Source organism: Nonlabens ulvanivorans (genome assembly GCF_032922765.1).
Taxonomy (GTDB): Bacteria; Bacteroidota; Bacteroidia; order Flavobacteriales; family Flavobacteriaceae; genus Nonlabens; species Nonlabens ulvanivorans.
The window spans coordinates 2,781,295-2,800,699 of the sequence record NZ_CP136694.1 but is presented as its reverse complement, the minus strand read 5'-3'; the positions used below and the strand labels follow the sequence as shown (position 1 = coordinate 2,800,699).

Below are 19,405 nucleotides of genomic sequence, written 5' to 3'. Positions count from 1 at the left end.
TAGAAGAGGCCTCAAATCGGCTATTTTCGTTAGGTACGAAAGAAGTGTAGACGAATAGTAATTTACTATAGTTCAATGCCAGTGAACGGATGCTGCGGTTGTCATATCTTTATCACATCATTAATTGAGTAATATTGAAATTGAAAAAAACCACTAATAAACTTTTAATCGCAGCCCTATTTATAGGGATTGCTTTTCATGGTAGTGCTATATTTTTCACATTAGAGACCACCTATGATGCTTTAATACATTTGTTCTTTGCAGAACATTATGCGACCAGCTGGTTTGAACCATGGAATTATAAATGGTATACCGGCTTTACAGTGATGAGCTATCCACCGCTAGTACATCAATGTATAGGATTACTAAGCTATGTAGGTGGATTAAAGTTTGGAATGTTTACCGTTGCTATTATTGCCATCATTCTTTTTATTACTGGAGTTTATCGATTTTCTTTACTCATAACCTCTAGTAGAACGGCTGCTGGGTATGCAGCATTACTAGCGGTATTCTCATCTTCATTTGTAGAGACGCTTCACATATTTGGTCAATTACCTAGTATAATCGGGATTTCTATTTTAATGCATTCTTTGCCTGAAATATACTTATGGCTCAAAACAGGTAGTTATAGATATTACTTTACCTCACTTTCTCTTATCGCTGTAACAGTAACTTCACATCATGTCACTCCTATATTTGGGATGGTATTTTTTATTTTCCCACTAATAGGTATGGTTATTATGGACCATGCTAGAGAACAAGTTGATTCTATTAAGGAGATTACCTTTAGCGTTTTTTTAAAAAGCTTCTTAAAACTCTTTAAACGTATAGTAGGATTTGGGATGTCATCTCTAGTCATTATTATAGGATGTATTTTACCTTATTGGATTAATACCAAGAATAACCCTATAACTCAAGTTCCTATACCACACGGCTCTAGAGATAATTTTTTAGAAGTCACTTCATCGGGATTAGTGTTCTTCTTAATCCCTTGGGGTATTCTATTAATTATCTTGCCTTATATATTTTATAGGTATTATAGTAAACGATATTTGTTTTTTGGCTTATCGATAACTATACTCACTGTGCTAGGTACTGGAGGAACCACACCTATTCCTAAGATGTTTTTAGGTGAAAATGCCTTTAACATACTAACCCTAGATCGCTTTACATTATGGGCTTCTATAATGTCTTTACCTATGTTAGGTGAGTTTGCCTATCGTTTTATTCAAGGAGATATTAAGATTTTAATACAAGAAAAAATAGGTGCCGTTTATCATAGACTCGCTGGCGCTGTTCTGGCTGGTCTATTTATTTTTATGACCATCTTTACAATGACCTTGGGTTATTTTAGGCCATCGCAACCAGCAAAAATAAAAATGCTTCCTATTGTTAATTTCTTAAGTCAGGACCAGCATGATCACTGGCGATACTTAACACTAGGATTTGGAGATCAAATGGCGTGGCTCGCAGCACAAACTAAGGCATTGAGTGTAGATGGTAACTACCATTCTGCTAGAAGGCTACCAGAACTAACAACTAGACCTATAGAAAGACTAGAAAACTCAAAATTTAAAGGTGTTGAAGGCATAGGTTCGTTACAGCAATTTTTAACCGTTCCAGAAAAATATAATCTCAAATACATTTTTTCAAATGATAAGTTCTATGATCCCATGCTATATTTCTGTGGCTGGCAGCGACTAGAACAATTAGAAAATGGAATCATGGTATGGGAAAAAATGAACGTCCCACCATTATCTAATATCTTGCCACTAGTTGATGTAGCACAGTGGCAAAAAATATTATGGGGAACTATACCTATACTTACCATTTTAGTAGCGTTTATTTTAAATATTCAGCTCTTAATTACTAGGATGCTTAAATATAAAGAAACAGCACCGGCAGCATATCTTAAAATTCCAGATCCATACACGCCATTTAAAAGTAATCTACTCCACGTCATTCACGCCTGGTCATTATTACTATTAATCATTACTTGTTATGGAATGTATATTTTTTACCTTAAAAATAATACGCAACACAGTCCAGATAATGTAGTACTTGCTTATTACGATGCCATAGATTTTAAAGAATTTGAAAAAGCTCATAGCTTCATTAATCCTGAAAGCGACCTTCCTTTAGACCAGTACATGTTACAAATATCTGTAACAGATGGCCTATTAAGCTCTTATGCAAAGCTAGACAACATAGAAACTATCACATTAAAATCAACAGAAAATACTGTAAGTCTTAAAGTAGATACAGAATGGATTACACCACTTGAAAAAGTAGAGAAAACAGATTATCTTACTGCTATAAAACATAATGGTAAATGGTATGTTGAACCAGAAGAAGTTGAAACCGACCTACCACCTGACCAGCTTTTTACAGAAAATAAAACAGTGTTTTTTAATCAAGGTAGAAGACGCATCAGCACAGAGCAAACTTATCATGAAGATATTCTGAAACAACCATCTTTAGAAATCTTAAACGCACGACTAGTAGAGTTTGATCATCATTATTATATCATAGGAGAAGTTCAAAATATCGATACCGTTCCGGCAGACGTAGTATTAAATGGCTCTCTTTATGATAATCAAAACAACCTATTAGCCAGCCATAATGCAAAATTTGTGGTAAAACATAAGTTAATGCCTAAAGAAATAAGTAGTTTTAAAATCAATTTTGAAGGTATAGCATGGACCAGTATTAACGATTCTATACCTAAATCTTTTGATCCCGATCAATATACACCTGTCGATTTTAAAAACAAACCTGCCATTTTCAATATTCAAGCAGCTGGGAATGTAGCAAACACAGACCTCTACAAAGGCCTATCGATTAGTGACCTTAATATAGATAACGGGAAAATAAAAGGACAACTATTCAATTCTGGCACACAAGAATTGACGATACCTCAACTTATCATTTCCTACTTTGACCAAAATAAAAATTTAGTTTGGGTAGATTATAATTTTGTAAAAGATGCAGTAAGACCACAACGCAAACAAAATTTTGAATTCAACCTGCTTACCGATGCAGAGATTAATGTACTCAATAATGACATGAGCAACTGCTATGTAAATGGATTACCTAATCAAGACGTTGCAAAAAAAGTAGTCCCAACTAGAAATGCCACATTTAGTGCTTTTCAAAAAACGGACAACGCTCTTTATCCTTACATCAAATTAGAAACTAACGCTTATATAGGGAACCCGAAATAATGAGAATTAAAGCTACATCTCTGCTAATAATCATGCTGTTAATTTTATCAAACAGCATGATACAGGATGCCGCTACTCCAGAATTGGGTATATCACCTTTAAATCATAAGCTTACCTATACAGCAGGTCATAAAATCAACTTGAAGTTTAAGGGAAATAATACCAGTGCACATGACTTATTATTATCTTACAATCTAGGTAGTACAATAGTAAATCCGCAGATGAAAGGCAGCTTTGTTAATTATAAAATCCCTCAGTTTATAAGCAATATGTCTGGTATGGTTAAGTGGCAGTTAGGGAACACCACACAACGTGGCCGTTTTACCATCACACCGGTATCCCAAACTGTAAAAATGGAGACCTACATAGGTCCACCTAGCATCATAGCCGGTAATTCTGATTATAGTATGGCAGTTTCTATACCATTAGACTCACTAGATAATGTTCAAAAAGATGACACCGCAGTTTTATTCAATTATAATAAAGAAACTACTCGCACACAAAACCTATCCACAGTGGATAATCTAATCGCCTTCGATTATATATACAGCACAGAAAAGACAGGAAACATTTTATTTGCTGCAAACGTTGATGAACAGTTCAGTAAAGAATTTACGGTAGAAATTAAAGCCGGATTGCCAGTAGATTTTACGCTTTCGCGAAAGCGTAATCACCCATATGCAGACGGAAATCAACTAGTTACTTTTTATACTTCGATTCTCAAGGATCGTTATAACAATATCGCAAGTGATGGTACTTTAGTTACATTTTACATAACTAATAGTTCAGGTGCCGTGTTACAAACGACTGGAACAACCATTAAAGGCATCGCAACGGCTAGTATGATTCATCCTGAAAAGGCTGAAAAATGGTCTGTAACCGCAGCAGTTGCTGGTATAGCGAGTAGCGATACGATAACCATGGAATTTGAACAGGTGTTTGATAATTATGATATTCAACTTAATGATGGTAATAGAACCATTACCGTAGGACCCTTAAAAAGTTTTATGGGACAAATCATACCTGATGGTGTGACCGTAGAATTAAAGATTAAAGGTAAAAACATCAATGAGAATTACTTGAAACAATCTTACAATGGTCAGGTACAATTTAAATTAAATCCAGATTTGATACCGAACGGTATTTACAATATTGAAGTTATCACTGGTGGTATCTCACGTAAAATTAAAAATGTAAAACTGTGAATAGAACCAATAAAAACATATTGCGTGGTGGGCTTATTGTATTTTATATATTCATAATCGCCTTAATTACACTAGGTATAAGCAGTCTATACAGCTATCTGAATACTGGAGCAGATCGCAGTACAATGTTACATACCGAGCAAATACAGGAGCGGTATTATATTCCCATTATAGAATGGGACACTACAAGTATTAAAGGAAGGCCACTAGATGCTACCACCTTAAAGTCTATTGAAGAAGATTATTTAAATGCATGGTACGTAAGAGCTAGAGCATTAAAAAATAATACACTTACTGGTATTGAAGATTATTATACCGCAAGTGCTACTACAAAAGTGACTGAACTTATAAATTTCAACTTAAGTAATCAAATATCTGTAGCGATGACTTCTCTAGAGCATCATCCCAAGGTGGAATTTTTTAGTGAAGATGGCCAGTTAATCGTACTTACTGACACAGATGTACTCGAGCATGAACAACTTTATAAGGAAGGAGTCTTTTTAAATAAAACCAGCAGCTTAAACACTTACAAAATCATTTTACTGTTAGAAGATGGATACTGGCGCATCAGACAATTTGTAAAAGTATCTTCAAAAGATAGACTTAAGGAACTTTCTTCAAACCCTTTAAATTTAAATTTAAAAGGCATCAATTATTATCCGAAAAGTTCACCTTGGGACACTTTTGGTACTCAGTTTAATAAAGACACTATAGTAACAGATTTTAAAATTATTAAGAACGCTGGTCTTAACAGTATTAGAATATTTGTAGGATATGAGGATTTTGGGAAAGAGCATGTTTCTGCAGACAAGCTTGAGAAGTTGCGTGTATTATTAGATCAAGCACAACTAGCAGATTTAAAGGTGTTAGTCACACTTTTTGACTTTTATGGCAACTATTCAGTAAGCGATTGGACTATGACACAACAGCATTTATTACAGATAGTACAAACAGTTAAGGATCATGATGCACTTCTAGGTTGGGATATAAAAAATGAACCTGACCTAGATTATAGCTCTAGAAATAAAGATGTTGTGGAATCGTGGCTAGAGCATATGATTTATAGAATCAAATTGATCGACGACGCGCATCCCATAACTATCGGTTGGTCTAACACTTCCAGTGCAGCAGCTCTGGTTGATCAAGTAGACTTTGTCACCTTTCATTATTACGAGCCATTAAATGAGCTTGAAACTGCTCTAACTGAATTAAAAACAGTTACTGGTCTTAAAAAAATAGCCGTTACGGAGTATGGTGTAAGCTCTTACTCGGGCATATGGAATCTAATGGGATCTAGTGAAGAAGGTCAAGCAAATTATCACAAAGAAGCCCAAGAACTACTCGATAAGAATAAACTTGCGTTCATGTCTTGGACTCTTTATGACTTTGAATCTGTACCAGAAAATGTTACAGGAACATATCCATGGCGTAGAAACCCACAAAAATTTTATGGATTTCTAGATTCCAGGGGAAAGAAAAAATCTTCTTTTAAATATATTAGCCAGCATTAAAAGACATCGCTGTTTTATTTTTACGTTGATTGATTTGCTCAAACGTAGTTAGGTACATTTCAGCTATTCTACTCATAGGATGAGATGTTGCTGCTTTAAAATTAGCTTTGGCTATAGCTATTCTATGAGCTTCATTAGTTAAGATTGCTTCTATTGAAAGCGCTAGGCTTTCAACACTTGTAGGATCAAAAAATTCACCTCTATAACCTTCATCTTGTGTCAGTAATGCAAGATCTCCTAAATCTGGCATTACAACAGCTTTACCATAACTACCTGCTTGATGTAAAACTCCTGAACTACCTGTTGTAGATGTATAAGGAAAAACAACTACTGCACTTTCGTTGAATAAAACCGGAACCTCAACTTCTTCTACATAACCAGTAAATCTCAATTGACTCACATTAGCATATTGTTTTTTCACTTGATCTAAATATCCTGGAACATTTGGATTATCCGTTCCTGCAATTACAATTTCTATATTAAGACTTGTTCTTTTTCTTACTAATTCAACAGCCTCAATCATTGATTCTACCTTTTTATAAGTACCGAATTTTCCGAAAGTCATTACCTGTAAAGGTCCATCTGGAATTGTATATGAAGGTTCTTCAGTAGCCACTTCAAAAGTTCCATGAGGTATGAGAACCACATTTTTTGCATTGTACTTTTTTTCTAAAATCTTCACATACTTATTCATCGTTACTGCAACGATATCTGCTTGTAAGATAAGCTTAGTCAGCATGGTTCCCACCATACCGTATAATGTAGTTAAAATTTTATTATTAGTAAATCCAGCACTTCCTAAATCTACTTCTTCTAGAATATTATGTAGTAAAACTATAGTTGGTATTTTTTTTATCTTACATATTAACGGAAGCATAAGACCTAAAGCTGCTGCCACTTTCTTATCTCCAAACTTCATGAATTGAAGATTAAAAAGAATATTATCAGGTTGAGTTTCATTAATTGCTGCAGTTACATTTTTGATATTCCAGTAACTATTAAATGACCAACATTCTTTTACAGATATCTTACAACCATTAGCCTCAAAACTTAAATCTTTAGCGTCTTCAGTTTTATCTGTAAGTAACACTATTTCTGTAATCTCTTCTTTCAATCTAAAGCTTTTAACTAAATGAAAAGCGTACTCATTTAAAGTTACTTTACTAGGTGGATATGCTGTTACAATGGCTAATTTCATGATTGTTGTTTTTAATTACAATGCAAATTTGGTAAATATTAAAGCTGTTTTAGAGATATTAAGGTTGACCGTCATTAAGTGTAGATGAATGGCAATTATCTGTAGATAATTGGTTTTATGATTTTTTACTAGCGATAAAATATACAACCTGCATAATCATAAGAATAGTCATAGCTAATATTTGAACGAGCACTACTTGTTCCAAGTTTTTATGATAAAAAATGATAAGAACAACTTGTGCTAGTCCCATAACACCAGATATAATTACTGGCTTATATTTTCCTAAAGACAAGAAGTAATAAGAAAAGATATTTGCAATGGCAAATAAAGAGGTTGCTATAGCATACTTCCATAATAGTGGTGCTATGTCTGTATAAGCATTACCAAAAAGTATCTCTACTACTAGCTCAGGAAACAAAGCAGTACCTGCAATGATAAAAGCACATAATAAAGTGATATACCCTACGTATTTAAAAAGTAATGACTGAGTCTCTTTTCCTTCTTTTTGTAGTGTAATAACCTTAGGCAATAACAACATTACAAACATCCAGGCCATAAAATATACCACTCTTCCTATAAGGGCAAGTGAGGCATATAATCCAGCCTCTGTGTCCTCAAAATAATGCTTGACTAATAATATGTCACTGTTGTTAATGATGATTTGCGTTAGTTCATAGAAGAGAGTAACTAAGAAAAAACGTTTGATTTGTTTAGATAAATGATTATCGATGTTACCAGATGGTAACTGGAGAATTGATGACATTTTAAAGGGAAATAACCCTAATATTAAAGATACCAGAATCCCAATGGCTACTATGAGAATAGGATCTATTTTTAAGACAAAAAGCAATAATAAAGTAAGACCTAATCTGACTAGCATTTCAGATTGATATGTAAGAGCTAGTCCTTTAAAATCATTCTTACCTTGTAGAAATCCACGATTCACACTCATTAAAAAATAAAAAGGAACTGCCACTCCAAAAATGACAAACATATTCTTACTTGTAGTGTGAAAAATTTCTTGTAATTGACCTGAAAATAAAATCAACATAAGACCTGCTATAATACCTACGAGGAGAGATGATTTTAGAATACTTTTCAAAAAAGAAGGAAGTTGTGTGTTTACTAAAAGCACAGCATATTTTGCTGTTACTAGTTGAAAAGTCATCGCTAGAAAAGATAGAACTAGCAAAAAGGTTATTAAAATAGCAGCATCTGCAAATTGTGCTGGTCCTAACAATCTACCAAGAACCAAATTATAGATATAATTACCACCATTAACTACCAAAACGCTTAACATAAAAAGCTGCTCTGGGGATATTTTTTTTCTCGTCAATGAAGTAATAAATTGCATAACTGTATTTTAAAAGCTTGATTAAGCTATTGATCTAAATCTGTATTCATTGTAAATATCTTTATATCCTTTACCAGAAATATAAATATTTTTATCTGGACGTAAAGAATAAGACATTATAGTCATAAAAGCCGCTACTCCATTTTGATCTATTAATTGTAATCCATCGATATTGATATTAACTTCTGCTTCTTCATCTAGAAGAAAGTGAATATGGTTAATTAAGCAATTAGATGTAGTAGCATTTAAAACTCCTGATAATTGATATACTCCTTCTGTTTTTTTAATCGTAAGTGACATAACTTTATATTTAGATTGTTAGTTGATTTTAATTACATTGCAAATATGCCTCTGAACTTGAGGTCAAAACCGCATATTTCGTTTAGTAGCAATTAAGTGTAGACGAATGAATAATATCTTATGATGAAACCTTTTCAACCTTATTTACAAAAAGCGCTTAAGAAGACTTATCTAGCCATCATCGTCTTATTGGCGGCACATTATGGATATAGTCAAAACATGAATGCAGGTTTTGAACTACTTGAAAAAGGTGATTTTAAACAGGCAAAAGTTTTTTTTAAAGACATTCTTAAAGATTATCCAGATAATAAAACAGCTCAATTATGTTTAGGAAGAGCTACCGGATTAAGCGGTAATCCCGATGAAGCGACGACCATATTTGAAGAACTTTTAGAGCAATATCCGCAAGATTTTGAAATCAAATTAAACTATGCCGAATCGCTTTTATGGAACAAAAAGTATATTGCTGCAAAGTCTTATTATCAAGGTTTATTAAAAGAAAATGATCAAAGTTTTCCAGCGGTTTTGGGATATGCAAATACGTTATCTAACCTTAAAGAATATCCACAAGCTCAAGATTATATTAATAAAGCACTTGTAATTGATCCAGGAAATCCTAATGCATTAACATCAAAAAAATATATCAATCTAGGCTATTCAAATCAACTAGTACAAGCGCAATCTTATGAGTCTGCAACTCAATTATTAAAAGATAATTTAGAGTTTCTAGAATACGATACAGAAACGCTACAGGTTCTAGCAAACACCTACTTAATAGCTACACAAGTAGACAGTGCTTTAATCACCTATCAAAAAATTAATAAATCTCAAACAGATAGTATTTTATCATTAAATGGGATTTCTCTAGTACAACATTTAAAAGGCAAAGAAAAGACAGCATTGCAATACTCCAAAAAATCAATGTCTATTCTAAACACAACTACACCTAAAAATATTGAGCAGCAAACTATAGAGCGCAACATTCAAGCACTAATATGGAATGGCAAGTACAAAGAAGCAGAAGCTAAATTAAGTGATCAAATAGAACAATCTGGTCCAGAAAACTGGTTGCTAGCATTAAGAGCTACCTTAAATATTTATAAAAGTAATTTTAAGAAGAGTATTAATGATTATAATCAGATTCTTATGACAGACAGCACCTCATTTGATGGGAATTTGGGTAAGTCAAACGCTCAAAAAGCAATGGGGAATTATAAAGATGCTTATACATCTGCTAGTAAGACATTAGAAATTTATAAGGACCAGAAAGACGCACTTCAATTTATTAAAAACCTAGATCAGCAATTTACACCAGTGGCGACGGTAAAACCTAGTTATAGCTTTGATAACGGAGACAACGAGGCTTACAATCTAGATGTTAACCTAACAGTTCCGTTAAATATAAAATTTGCGCTTTTAGGAAGCTACAATTATAGAGATACTTTTAATGATCAACTCTCTTCTCAAGCGACAACACAACTTTTTCAAATAGGTGCGGCTTATGAGTTTTTACCCAACATCAAGCTTAAAGGAATAGCTGGTATCAATAGCATTAATGCAGATAATAATAGCTATGAAGAATTAACAACTGATATCTCACTTCAAATTAAATCTATTAAACTACAATCCATAGATATTGGATTTAAGAGAAATGTAGAGAGTTTTAATACCGCATTATTAGAGCGCCAACTAGTGCAAAGCAATTATTACATCAATTATAACTTGAGTACTAATTTTAATCTAGGATGGTTCACTCAATATTTTTATACGTCTCAAAATGATGGTAATTCAAGGAACCTTTTGTTTACATCACTATATTATAATTTATTAAAAAAACCATCACTTAAAGCTGGATTGAACTATCAATATATCACGTTTGAGAATCAAGTTCCAACGGTATACTTTAGTCCTAGTAGATTTAATGCCATTGAAATTTTCTTTAACCTTAATAGAAGTATAGATAGCATCAAAAAAGATCAATGGTATTATGATTTAAGCGCTGCAACCGGTTACCAATTTATAGAGGACAACGGCAGACAATCTACCTATCGATTACAAGCATCCTTGGGCTATAAATTTTCAGATCGCACGGCACTTGACATTTATGGACAGCAAAGTAATATTGCTTCTACAACAGCAGCTGGATTTACATTTACAGAGGTTGGTTTCAGATTTAAATGGTTGTTATCTAATAAACCTTTGTTTGAAACGATTAGAGTTAAATAAAAAAAGGGAGTTTTGATACGCTTTCGCGAAAGCGTATCAAAACTCCCTACTACTCCTACTCTTTTCTACTCTAATATTTAATTAATCAGGAATTTACCTGTGAATTTCCTACCTTGATCTGTTATCACATTAAAGTGATACAGACCTGTTTTAAGGTCAGGAGAATGGTATTGAAACTCTACATTACCATTTGTGGTCTTAATGCTCTTATAGTCTACGGTACGACCATATAAGTCATAAACGCTTATTTCAATTACAGTGCTCTCAACCGGCAATTGAAAGGTCGTTGTGTTTGTAAATGGATTAGGCGCATTGTTAAGAGTTAACACCTCATCTTCAACATTTTCTATGGAAAGTGTAGACTGATAATCACCTAGTCTTACATCATTTAAATCGATAGAAAAAGGAATTGTATTTGAATAGTCACTAATAATCGAGAATACAATCGTCTTAATATCTGTGTGCGCAAAGGATGCCCCATTAGAGTTTACAAAATCAACAAACGCAATATCATAAGTTGTACTAGAGGTGTTTGCTGGTATTGTAAATTTAAAGCGGTCACTCCATGGAATTGATGTTTCTGGCACCAAAATGATTTCTACTGGTTGATCATTTATAATGTCAAATTGTAGTGCTGTATAAGTAGATACATCTAACGTTTGCTCACCAGGTAATAAATGTCTGAATAAATTCAAGTTTCCTTTTACCGTTCCCTGAACAGATGGATTACGTTCAATATTATGAACATTTCCTGTCGTGCTAGGCTGTGCATTTTGAACGTTAAAACTAGAAACACTAGCATAATCAGTCAGGTAATCCATTCCCCATGGGCCGTCTGCTAGATATAAAGCATCTTGTTGTTGATTGCTTATCGATAAGGAGAATCCTATGTCAAATAAATTTCCTGTCTGAATACTTATCGTCTCATGTAAATTACCAGATAGATTAATGGATTGACTGATTGCCTGTCTTCCAGAAACTTCTGTGGTTGCAAGATCTCCATTGAAGTTAATACTAGTTGCGCCCGTTTTATTAGTTAACTCTAAATGTAACTGCCCATCCTGGTAATAGCCTGAACTTACAAAAACAGGAGGAATATTGTTTGCAACTGGTGTACTGATTACCGGTGTCGCTTGATTTAAGTTAGCTAAAATACTGTTCGTTAACGCAAATACTTGAGAATAAGAACTACCCCAAATTTGAAAATTGTAAAAGTCACCTGATGGATATTGACCTATTTCCCAAAAACTGAAAAGCTCATTTTGATTAACTCCTAATTTTACTGAAAACCCTAGAGCATATTCTGTCTCACCAGAAGCTCTAACCAGTTTAGAGCTAATTATTTTATGGCCATTTACAGTAACTGATCTTATATCTTCTAGTACAGAATTATTAAGTCTGTCACAAATAGCTTTAGAATGATCATAAATAGAACCTGTTGAAGCCGTTGCTAGAACCGCAGCAATTCTATTATTTTGTTCATAATAATCTACTGAAAAAACTTCGGTTGCATTCGTAACATTAACAAGGTCTTGTGGTGTTGAAACATAAGCTGTTTCAGTACCATACATACCTGTAAGTGGCAAGTAACTGTCTAATTGAGCTGCATTAGTACCAGATTTTAATAGCACTTCTGACTGATTAAATTCAGTTTGAGTTTCTTTATTAGATATGAAGTTTCTTTTAGTTCGTTCAAAATTTCTTTTTGCAATAAGGCTAGCTAGATCACCATTACTTTCTAGACCACCTGTATTACCAGAACTTACGGTAGATGATTTACTAATGTCTGCATAATTTGAAGTTTTAAGTGCAGTATATGGATTTGCCGTTACATAAAAGATAGCGTCATTAAAATCGTTATCACAGGATCCATAATCTCTTCTAATATCTTCGAAGCCTAGAATAATTCTTTCATTTTCTGGATCTTGCAATAGTACATTATGATACTGTAAATCTGCTTGAGCTTCTGGATTAAAGCTAGGATTAGAGAAGAGGTCCCATTGGGCAGTTCCAACTGCAGCAGTAGATGAGTTCCATGCATTTGCTAGAAGCACCCAACCTATACCTGTTCCAGCGGGAAAAGTTCCGATTTTAACTTTGTCTCCTGTTTGTAAACCACCACCACTATATAACGCTGATACATTAGGGAAGATAATAGTAATTTCTGAGGCAGTAGGTCTGGTCGTTGGTGGATTTGTAATATCATAAGTGTAGAAACCTAGCACATTTTTGTAACCAGCACCTTCACTAACAAATGTCACCCAAACATCTGCAAGGCTTTCAACGATTATGTCTGTTTCATATCCAGAAGTGATATAATGTGGATTATAAGTAGGGACTGGATATCCTTCTGGTAAGGAGTAACCTATCATATCCATCGTAGCAGTATCAACTACATCACTAGGATTCACCAGGTATTGAGGTGTTCCCATAGAATCATAAGAACCTAAGTATTGATAACTCTGACTAAGAACTATATTAGTTAAGAAAAAGACACCGAGTAATAATTTTTTCATCTTGACAATTGTTTAATTTCATGTCAAAACTAAAGGAGATTAAAGGCTATTTTAATTTAAAACGATGAATCAAAGAGAAGTGTAGATGAGTGGTGTTATTATGAAGTTTAGTGTTTATATCACACTATAATAAATTTAATCTTTTCATTAATATTGGGCGGTTAGATCTACTGACTGGGATGATGTCTTTTTTAATTAAAACACAATTATCTTCTATATCAATTATCTTACTAACATTAATCACATAAGAACGATGTACTTTTAGAAAAGTATGGTCGGGTAATTTCCCCTCTATCTTTTTAAGTGTGGAATGGACTATATAATTTTTAGTTTCTGTTTTAATCATGATATAATCTCCCTTTGCTTCTACCAAATAAATGCTAGGCATATCAATCTTAATAAGACGTCTATCGATGTTTACATAAAGTACATCCTCTGTCGACTCCTTCTTAGAAGAATTTGTTTCTTTTTGCGTTGCACTTATGCTATTAGAAGCCTTATTAATAGCCTTAGTAAAACGATCTTCACTAAGTGGCTTTATCAAATAATCTACAATACATTCATATTCAAACGCCTCAATTGCAAAATTAGGATCTGAGGTAGTCAAAATAACATTAGGTGGATCTTTAATCGTTTGTATGAAATCTATACCATTAAAGCCTGGCATATGAATATCTAGAAAAATTAAGTCTACAGTATTTTGATTCAAATATTTCATAGCATCTATCGCATTAGAGAATTCCTCTAATACATTAAGGCCTTTCACATCACCACAATACTTTGATATAATTAGTCGAGCCGTAGCTTCATCATCTATAATAATGCATTTCATTCTTTACCTGCTATAAAGTTTTAAGATACTCTGTCATACTATCTAAGATTTTTTCAAAAGATTGAGAATGATCAAAATTTTCATCAAGAATCTCATTTTCATATTGTGCAGCCAGTGCGTATCCTTTCTCAAGTCCCAAGATACTTATTTTGTGCTTTAATTTGTGAACTGCTTCAGCAATTTCTGCAAGATTTTTTGATTTTAGAGCATTATTATAAACCTCTTTTTCTGATGGAAACTCTGTTTTAATAACAGTCAACAATCTCTCTTCAAAAGCTTTATCTCCACGACACAAACTATCAATATATGACCTATTTGGTAATTCCATTATTTCTTCGGTAAGGTAAAATAAAATGTTGTTCCTAGATTTAATTGAGATTCAACCCAAATCTCTCCTTGATATAATTCTACAACTTTTTTAACAATTGAAAGTCCTATACCAGAAGAGTTTACATTGTTTTCAAGTTTTTGAAAGACATTGAATATTTTTTCAAAATACGGTTTATCAATTCCTAATCCATTGTCTTTAATTGAAAACTGCCAATGACTGGATAATTCCTCAACATTTATTTCTATTAAACCATTCTCTTTGTCATTGTATTTAATTGCATTATCAATTAAATTTTGAAATAATTGCTGTAATCGGTATTTATCACCTTGTACTACAGGTAATGGATTTAATAGAACAATTTCCACATGGTCTGGAACGTAGACAATACTGAGGATTGTGTCAATTAACAGCTGTAAGTCTACATCGTATAACAACACCTTTGTTTTTCCAATTGTTGAATACTCTAAAATACCATTGATTAAGGTATCCATTTTTTGAACATTACTTCTTATCAACTCTAGATTATCAATACCTTTCTTATCTAGCGTGGCTGAATAATCTTCACTGATCCATGATGCTAAAGCATCAATACTACGTAAAGGGGATTTTAAATCATGAGAAACCATATGTGCATAATCGCTCAGTTCCTGATTTTGATGTGAGAGTTCACTTAATAACTCTTCTCGTTGTTGGTTAAATGCAAGTATTTCTTTCGTTTGCCTTTCTATTAAATTAACTAGACCAAAGCTGTCGGAGGTATCATCACTTGAGCGTCCATCGTCTGTTAAATCATAACTTTTCAATGTATTAATGACATTATTAAGCTTATCAATAACTAAGGTTTGAGAATCTGCTCTTTCTTTTAATTCTTTATTTGCTTCAAAGAGTTCTTGCGAACTTATAGACATCGCTCTTTGCAGCATAGCAAATTGATCATCATGCGTATTGTAAGAACTATTAATCGCGTCAAAGAAAAGTTTAAAATCCGGGTGTTGGGCTAACTCTTCACCTAGATACTTCCTAATTTGACGTTTAAGTAAAGAGTTCATTATTCGCTTAATAAAGTAATCGTCATGGTCTGATTATGTAATTGACATTTCATTTCTTCATGAAAAGGAGCAATCTCTCCATAAGAGTAAAATCCAGAAATCACAACATCTTGACCTAATACATTGCGCACTTCTTCAATCTCTTCCTCTACCCTTTGATCAAGTACTAATTTTCTACCAATACAACTTACTAAAAGCGCTAATTGAGAAGTGTTTTCTCTAACATCATCTGCCTGCCTAGCAGCTCTTTCTGCAGCATTTGCTATTTGATCGACGTTAGTCATCATTAATTGAACTTTAGAGTTTTCAGGAATATCGCCAGCTAAAACCATGGCATTGTCATCTTCTTCTATATTCAAAATCGATCTAACTATAGATTGATTTTGATTTTCAATTTTCACGTTGAGAGGATATAGTAAAGCTGCTCCTGGGAGTTCTTTTGATTTTTCCCCTAAATATTTTTTATATAAATCTAGTGCAGGCATATCATCTAACTCGTATAGTATATTGCCTTTAGATTTAGTAACAATTCTTTCTGGCCCAAATGGAATCCATCCACCATGTATAGAGAATGTGGCTTCAAAACTTTCTCCATAAAACCCTATGGCCACTATTTCTCCTGATTTTGGATTACAGTTATATCCACAAATCGTTTTTTCAAATCTAGCATCATCTGCACATAAGCCACCTGTAATCAATAAGTCATCTCCATGAACAGAATTCATTCCTAATGTAAGTTGAGTTCCATTAATGAAACTTCCTTCAGATATAATAAAAACATGTTTTAAATCTTTTGCATCAAATTGTTCTATAAGATGTTTTCCTGTTTTAAAACTGTCTTTTTGCTCATTGAGCACATTTGCCGTTTTAATTGAGAAACGACTTTTCTCGAACTCAATAGCAGTTATTGAGATTGATTCATCATTAACATTATCATCCATGATATCACCGCTAGTAGAACCAAGTACGATATGAGCATCAGGATACATCGATTGTACTTCTTCAAATATAGTAGGTGATTCTAGTAGGAATCTATTTCCAAAAGCTAACACCAAAGGATTGTTTAAAGTCTTTTGATCACCTATATTTTTCCAAGGTTGATTTTTTAATTTTAAATGCTGATTAATAATCATTTGTTATTTTTTTAATGTAAAAAAGAATGTTGTTCCTTCTCCAACCTTACTTTCTAACCAAATTTTACCTTGATGTAAATCGACAATTTTCTTAACAATTGACAACCCTATACCTGTTGAATCTTTGTTTTTATTTAAAGCATGAAATATTTTGAATATTTTATCATGGAATGCTGGGTCAATACCTATACCATTATCCTTAATCTTAAATTTATAATGAGTAGCAAGCTCCTCAAAACTTACCTCAATAAGACCTTTATCCTTATCAATAAATTTAACGGCATTACTTAATAAATTTTGAAAAAGTTGATTAATCTTAGTTCTATCTCCATTAATTTCTGGGAGCTCACCATTCAATTTGATTTCAATATGACTGGGCACATAAATCACTTTAATTAAATCAATTAATAATTCATTACAATTAATTTTAGTAAACTCTTTATTAGTTGAATTGAGACTAGAGTAATCTAGAATATCTCCGATAAGCTGTTCCATTTTTTCTAAAGTTTCTTCTATTAGAGAAATATTTGTTAGGCTAGTATCATCATATTTATCAAGATTATCCTCCTTTAACCAGTTCACTAGAGCATATATACTACGTAATGGACTCTTTAAATCATGAGATACGATATGAGCGTACTCATGTAACTCATCATTACTCCTTGCTAATTGTTTGAGTAACAACTCTTTCTGGATCTCTAAACTTTTTAAATCTGTTATGTCTAAGTGAATCCCTATAGAGCCAGTCACATTACCTTCAATATCATAGTTGGGAGCACCACTAATCAACCAGTGGCGTTCTTCATTATTTTTAATTCTTACAGCAATCTCATAAGAACTAGATTCTCCTTTAATTCTTTTTCTAGTTTGCTCTTTAAAAACATGGATATTTTCTTCTTCTAGAAAAAGAGATGACGCTTTTTTTCCTAATACTTCCTCCTCAGAATAGCCACTCATCTCAGTAAAACTTTGATTGACCATCAAAATATTCTCATTAGTATCTACCTCTACCAGCCCTAAATTCATATTAGCAATAATGCTACTATACTTTTGCTTTTGAGTCTCTAGACTTTTACGGTAAGAACGTTTTAAAGTAACATCTTTATAAGACCATAAATGTCCTTTATAAGAACCACTCTCAATAATTGGAATAAAATCCCTTTCAAGAATCCTACCGTTCACCATAATCAACTCATCACCGGTCACCATTTCCTTTCCACTCAACACTTCATCAACCCTTTTAATAAAACCCTGAGAATTAACAAATAACTCCTTTGAATTTTCAGCTGCTTCAGAACAGTCAATACCAACCATTTGCTCTGGTGTCATAGGAATCTCAAAAAACTCACAAAATCTATTATTAGTTAAAACGATCTTGCGATTTTCATCTTCTAATAAAACAGCATTTTCAAGATTTAAAATTAATGTAGAAAGTCTGTTTTCAGACTCAATGAGTCTATTCTCATCTTCATTGCTTTTAGTAATATCACGTACAATACCTTGAGCCGCTTTAGCTTTACCTTGAGCATCGTAAATGATGCTACAGTTAATATGAACTAGTTTTGTTTGATGATTTTTGGTTCTTATTTTAACGTGTACATCTGTTAAGGAGCCATGTTTTATCAATTCTTGAAAACTGGCCATCACGTTATCATACTCTGTAGGATGAATAAGATTCATGATGTTAATGGACTCTTTTTCAAAGTCTGCTTCAAGTAATCCTACTGCAGGCTCATTCATCTTTAACACATTACCTATCAAGTCAGTAACCACATAAGCATCAACAATATTTTCAAAAACACCATTTAATTCTGATGTTTTTTCATCTATTAATGATTCTAATTGCTGGTTGGAGTGCTGTAACTTTTGAGTAAGCTCATATAATTCTGCTGCCTTTTGTTCCAGGATTTTTTCAGCCTGTTTACGAGCAGCTTTTTCCCTATCGAGCGCACGTTTTAATATTTCGACATCAGAACTACTCATTAAGTTTTATGGATAGTAAATTTCACTTCAGTTCCATCTTCCTTAATTTTCTCTATTTGAATGTTAGAAGTCATTTCAAAGTGTGCAAATGTTCTATTCATTAATCCCAAACCAAAATGATGCATCGCTCGGCTAGACTTATAAATCATAACAAGATGTTGATCAGATTTTTCAAGAACCTCAAATGTTGGTAATTCGGCATCTGGATATATCTTTCTTACCTCTATATGAATATGATTTTCTATAGAAGAAAGCATCTCAATAGGATCTTTATAAGTAGCTAAAAGTCCAGGATAACTATTTTCAATAACATTAAAAAAATGTTCTCCATAAGCTAGCAGTAATTGATCAATACTTAATCCAGTATTTGCACTCAAATTCTGGATGAGTTGAAGCATCTCAGCAAAGCTATACGTACCTATAGACGTGTAGACACCATTAGAAGGCAGCTCTGATTGTTCAATAATTTGATCAACCATCCCTAACCCAAATTTCTCTTCAACAAGATCAAGAAACTCTGTAAAAACTATTCCTTTCATATTA

14 protein-coding genes are annotated in these 19,405 nt (G+C 33.1%); 4 read left to right on the top strand and 10 right to left on the bottom strand.

Annotated features, from left to right (window positions below):
* Nucleotides 1-140: 140 nt before the first annotated feature.
* The 3 genes from R1T42_RS12665 to R1T42_RS12655 are packed head-to-tail and all read left to right on the top strand — an operon-like array spanning nucleotide 141 to nucleotide 5,940.
* The gene (locus tag R1T42_RS12665) at nucleotides 141-3,224 is read left to right on the top strand and encodes a hypothetical protein (protein WP_317291871.1); all 3,084 of its coding nucleotides are present in this window, start codon (nucleotides 141-143) and stop codon (nucleotides 3,222-3,224) included.
* A gap of 32 nt (nucleotides 3,225-3,256) precedes the next feature.
* Nucleotides 3,257-4,429: a hypothetical protein gene (locus R1T42_RS12660; protein WP_317290575.1), complete on the top strand. Its 1,173-nt coding sequence runs from the start codon at nucleotides 3,257-3,259 to the stop codon at nucleotides 4,427-4,429.
* Entirely contained in the window at nucleotides 4,426-5,940 is a 1,515-nt protein-coding gene (locus R1T42_RS12655) for a cellulase family glycosylhydrolase (RefSeq protein WP_317290574.1), read from the top strand. The genes R1T42_RS12660 and R1T42_RS12655 overlap by 4 nt, the downstream gene beginning before the upstream one ends.
* On the opposite strand, the gene R1T42_RS12650 is transcribed toward R1T42_RS12655, so the two are convergent.
* The 3 genes from R1T42_RS12650 to R1T42_RS12640 all read right to left on the bottom strand — a co-directional run bounded on the left by R1T42_RS12650 (nucleotide 5,927) and on the right by R1T42_RS12640 (nucleotide 8,792).
* Nucleotides 5,927-7,138, bottom strand: coding sequence for a glycosyltransferase (locus R1T42_RS12650; protein ID WP_036582946.1), 1,212 nt, complete (start codon nucleotides 7,136-7,138; stop codon nucleotides 5,927-5,929). The two genes, R1T42_RS12655 and R1T42_RS12650, sit on opposite strands and share 14 nt — an antisense overlap.
* Nucleotides 7,139-7,253: 115 nt before the next feature.
* Nucleotides 7,254-8,492, bottom strand: a complete 1,239-nt coding sequence (locus R1T42_RS12645; protein WP_317290573.1) for an oligosaccharide flippase family protein — start codon at nucleotides 8,490-8,492, stop codon at nucleotides 7,254-7,256.
* 21 nt (nucleotides 8,493-8,513) lie between these two features.
* Complete coding sequence (locus R1T42_RS12640) at nucleotides 8,514-8,792, bottom strand: STAS domain-containing protein (RefSeq protein WP_042245409.1); 279 nt, start codon at nucleotides 8,790-8,792, stop codon at nucleotides 8,514-8,516.
* Nucleotides 8,793-8,915: 123 nt separating this feature from the next.
* Here R1T42_RS12640 and R1T42_RS12635 point away from each other — a divergent pair, with 123 nt between their 5' ends.
* Entirely contained in the window at nucleotides 8,916-11,018 is a 2,103-nt protein-coding gene (locus R1T42_RS12635) for a tetratricopeptide repeat protein (protein WP_317290572.1), read from the top strand.
* 77 nt (nucleotides 11,019-11,095) lie between these two features.
* On the opposite strand, the gene R1T42_RS12630 is transcribed toward R1T42_RS12635, so the two are convergent.
* The 7 genes from R1T42_RS12630 to R1T42_RS12600 all read right to left on the bottom strand — a co-directional run bounded on the left by R1T42_RS12630 (nucleotide 11,096) and on the right by R1T42_RS12600 (nucleotide 19,401).
* Complete coding sequence (locus R1T42_RS12630) at nucleotides 11,096-13,534, bottom strand: DUF4114 domain-containing protein (protein WP_317290571.1); 2,439 nt, start codon at nucleotides 13,532-13,534, stop codon at nucleotides 11,096-11,098.
* 124 nt (nucleotides 13,535-13,658) lie between these two features.
* Nucleotides 13,659-14,366, bottom strand: a complete 708-nt coding sequence (locus R1T42_RS12625; RefSeq protein WP_317290570.1) for a LytR/AlgR family response regulator transcription factor — start codon at nucleotides 14,364-14,366, stop codon at nucleotides 13,659-13,661.
* 10 nt (nucleotides 14,367-14,376) lie between these two features.
* Nucleotides 14,377-14,694: an Hpt domain-containing protein gene (locus R1T42_RS12620; protein WP_317290569.1), complete on the bottom strand. Its 318-nt coding sequence runs from the start codon at nucleotides 14,692-14,694 to the stop codon at nucleotides 14,377-14,379.
* Nucleotides 14,694-15,746 (bottom strand): sensor histidine kinase, encoded by a 1,053-nt coding sequence (locus tag R1T42_RS12615; RefSeq protein WP_317290568.1) that lies wholly within the window; start codon nucleotides 15,744-15,746, stop codon nucleotides 14,694-14,696. Before R1T42_RS12615 ends, R1T42_RS12620 begins: the two co-directional genes overlap by 1 nt.
* Nucleotides 15,746-16,879 carry an FIST signal transduction protein gene (locus tag R1T42_RS12610; protein ID WP_036582965.1) on the bottom strand — a complete coding sequence of 378 codons (1,134 nt, stop codon included), beginning with the start codon at nucleotides 16,877-16,879 and terminating at the stop codon, nucleotides 15,746-15,748. Before R1T42_RS12610 ends, R1T42_RS12615 begins: the two co-directional genes overlap by 1 nt.
* 3 nt (nucleotides 16,880-16,882) lie before the next feature.
* Nucleotides 16,883-18,862 carry a PAS domain-containing sensor histidine kinase gene (locus R1T42_RS12605; protein WP_317290567.1) on the bottom strand — a complete coding sequence of 660 codons (1,980 nt, stop codon included), beginning with the start codon at nucleotides 18,860-18,862 and terminating at the stop codon, nucleotides 16,883-16,885.
* A complete protein-coding gene (locus tag R1T42_RS12600; protein WP_042269383.1) occupies nucleotides 18,862-19,401 on the bottom strand; it encodes a heme NO-binding domain-containing protein in 540 nt (179 codons plus the stop codon). Before R1T42_RS12600 ends, R1T42_RS12605 begins: the two co-directional genes overlap by 1 nt.
* Nucleotides 19,402-19,405 lie beyond the last annotated feature (4 nt).

Excerpts from the sequence above, each read along its gene's own strand:
- R1T42_RS12660 (WP_317290575.1), top strand. The coding sequence starts at position 3,257 with ATGCTGTTAATTTTATCAAACAGCATGATACAGGATGCCGCTACTCCA.
- R1T42_RS12650 (WP_036582946.1), bottom strand. The coding sequence starts at position 7,138 with ATGAAATTAGCCATTGTAACAGCATATCCACCTAGTAAAGTAACTTTA.
- R1T42_RS12645 (WP_317290573.1), bottom strand. The coding sequence starts at position 8,492 with ATGCAATTTATTACTTCATTGACGAGAAAAAAAATATCCCCAGAGCAG.
- R1T42_RS12640 (WP_042245409.1), bottom strand. The coding sequence starts at position 8,792 with ATGTCACTTACGATTAAAAAAACAGAAGGAGTATATCAATTATCAGGA.
- R1T42_RS12635 (WP_317290572.1), top strand. The coding sequence starts at position 8,916 with ATGAAACCTTTTCAACCTTATTTACAAAAAGCGCTTAAGAAGACTTAT.
- R1T42_RS12630 (WP_317290571.1), bottom strand. The coding sequence starts at position 13,534 with ATGAAAAAATTATTACTCGGTGTCTTTTTCTTAACTAATATAGTTCTT.
- R1T42_RS12625 (WP_317290570.1), bottom strand. The coding sequence starts at position 14,366 with ATGAAATGCATTATTATAGATGATGAAGCTACGGCTCGACTAATTATA.
- R1T42_RS12620 (WP_317290569.1), bottom strand. The coding sequence starts at position 14,694 with ATGGAATTACCAAATAGGTCATATATTGATAGTTTGTGTCGTGGAGAT.
- R1T42_RS12615 (WP_317290568.1), bottom strand. The coding sequence starts at position 15,746 with ATGAACTCTTTACTTAAACGTCAAATTAGGAAGTATCTAGGTGAAGAG.
- R1T42_RS12610 (WP_036582965.1), bottom strand. The coding sequence starts at position 16,879 with ATGATTATTAATCAGCATTTAAAATTAAAAAATCAACCTTGGAAAAAT.
- R1T42_RS12605 (WP_317290567.1), bottom strand. The coding sequence starts at position 18,862 with ATGAGTAGTTCTGATGTCGAAATATTAAAACGTGCGCTCGATAGGGAA.
- R1T42_RS12600 (WP_042269383.1), bottom strand. The coding sequence starts at position 19,401 with ATGAAAGGAATAGTTTTTACAGAGTTTCTTGATCTTGTTGAAGAGAAA.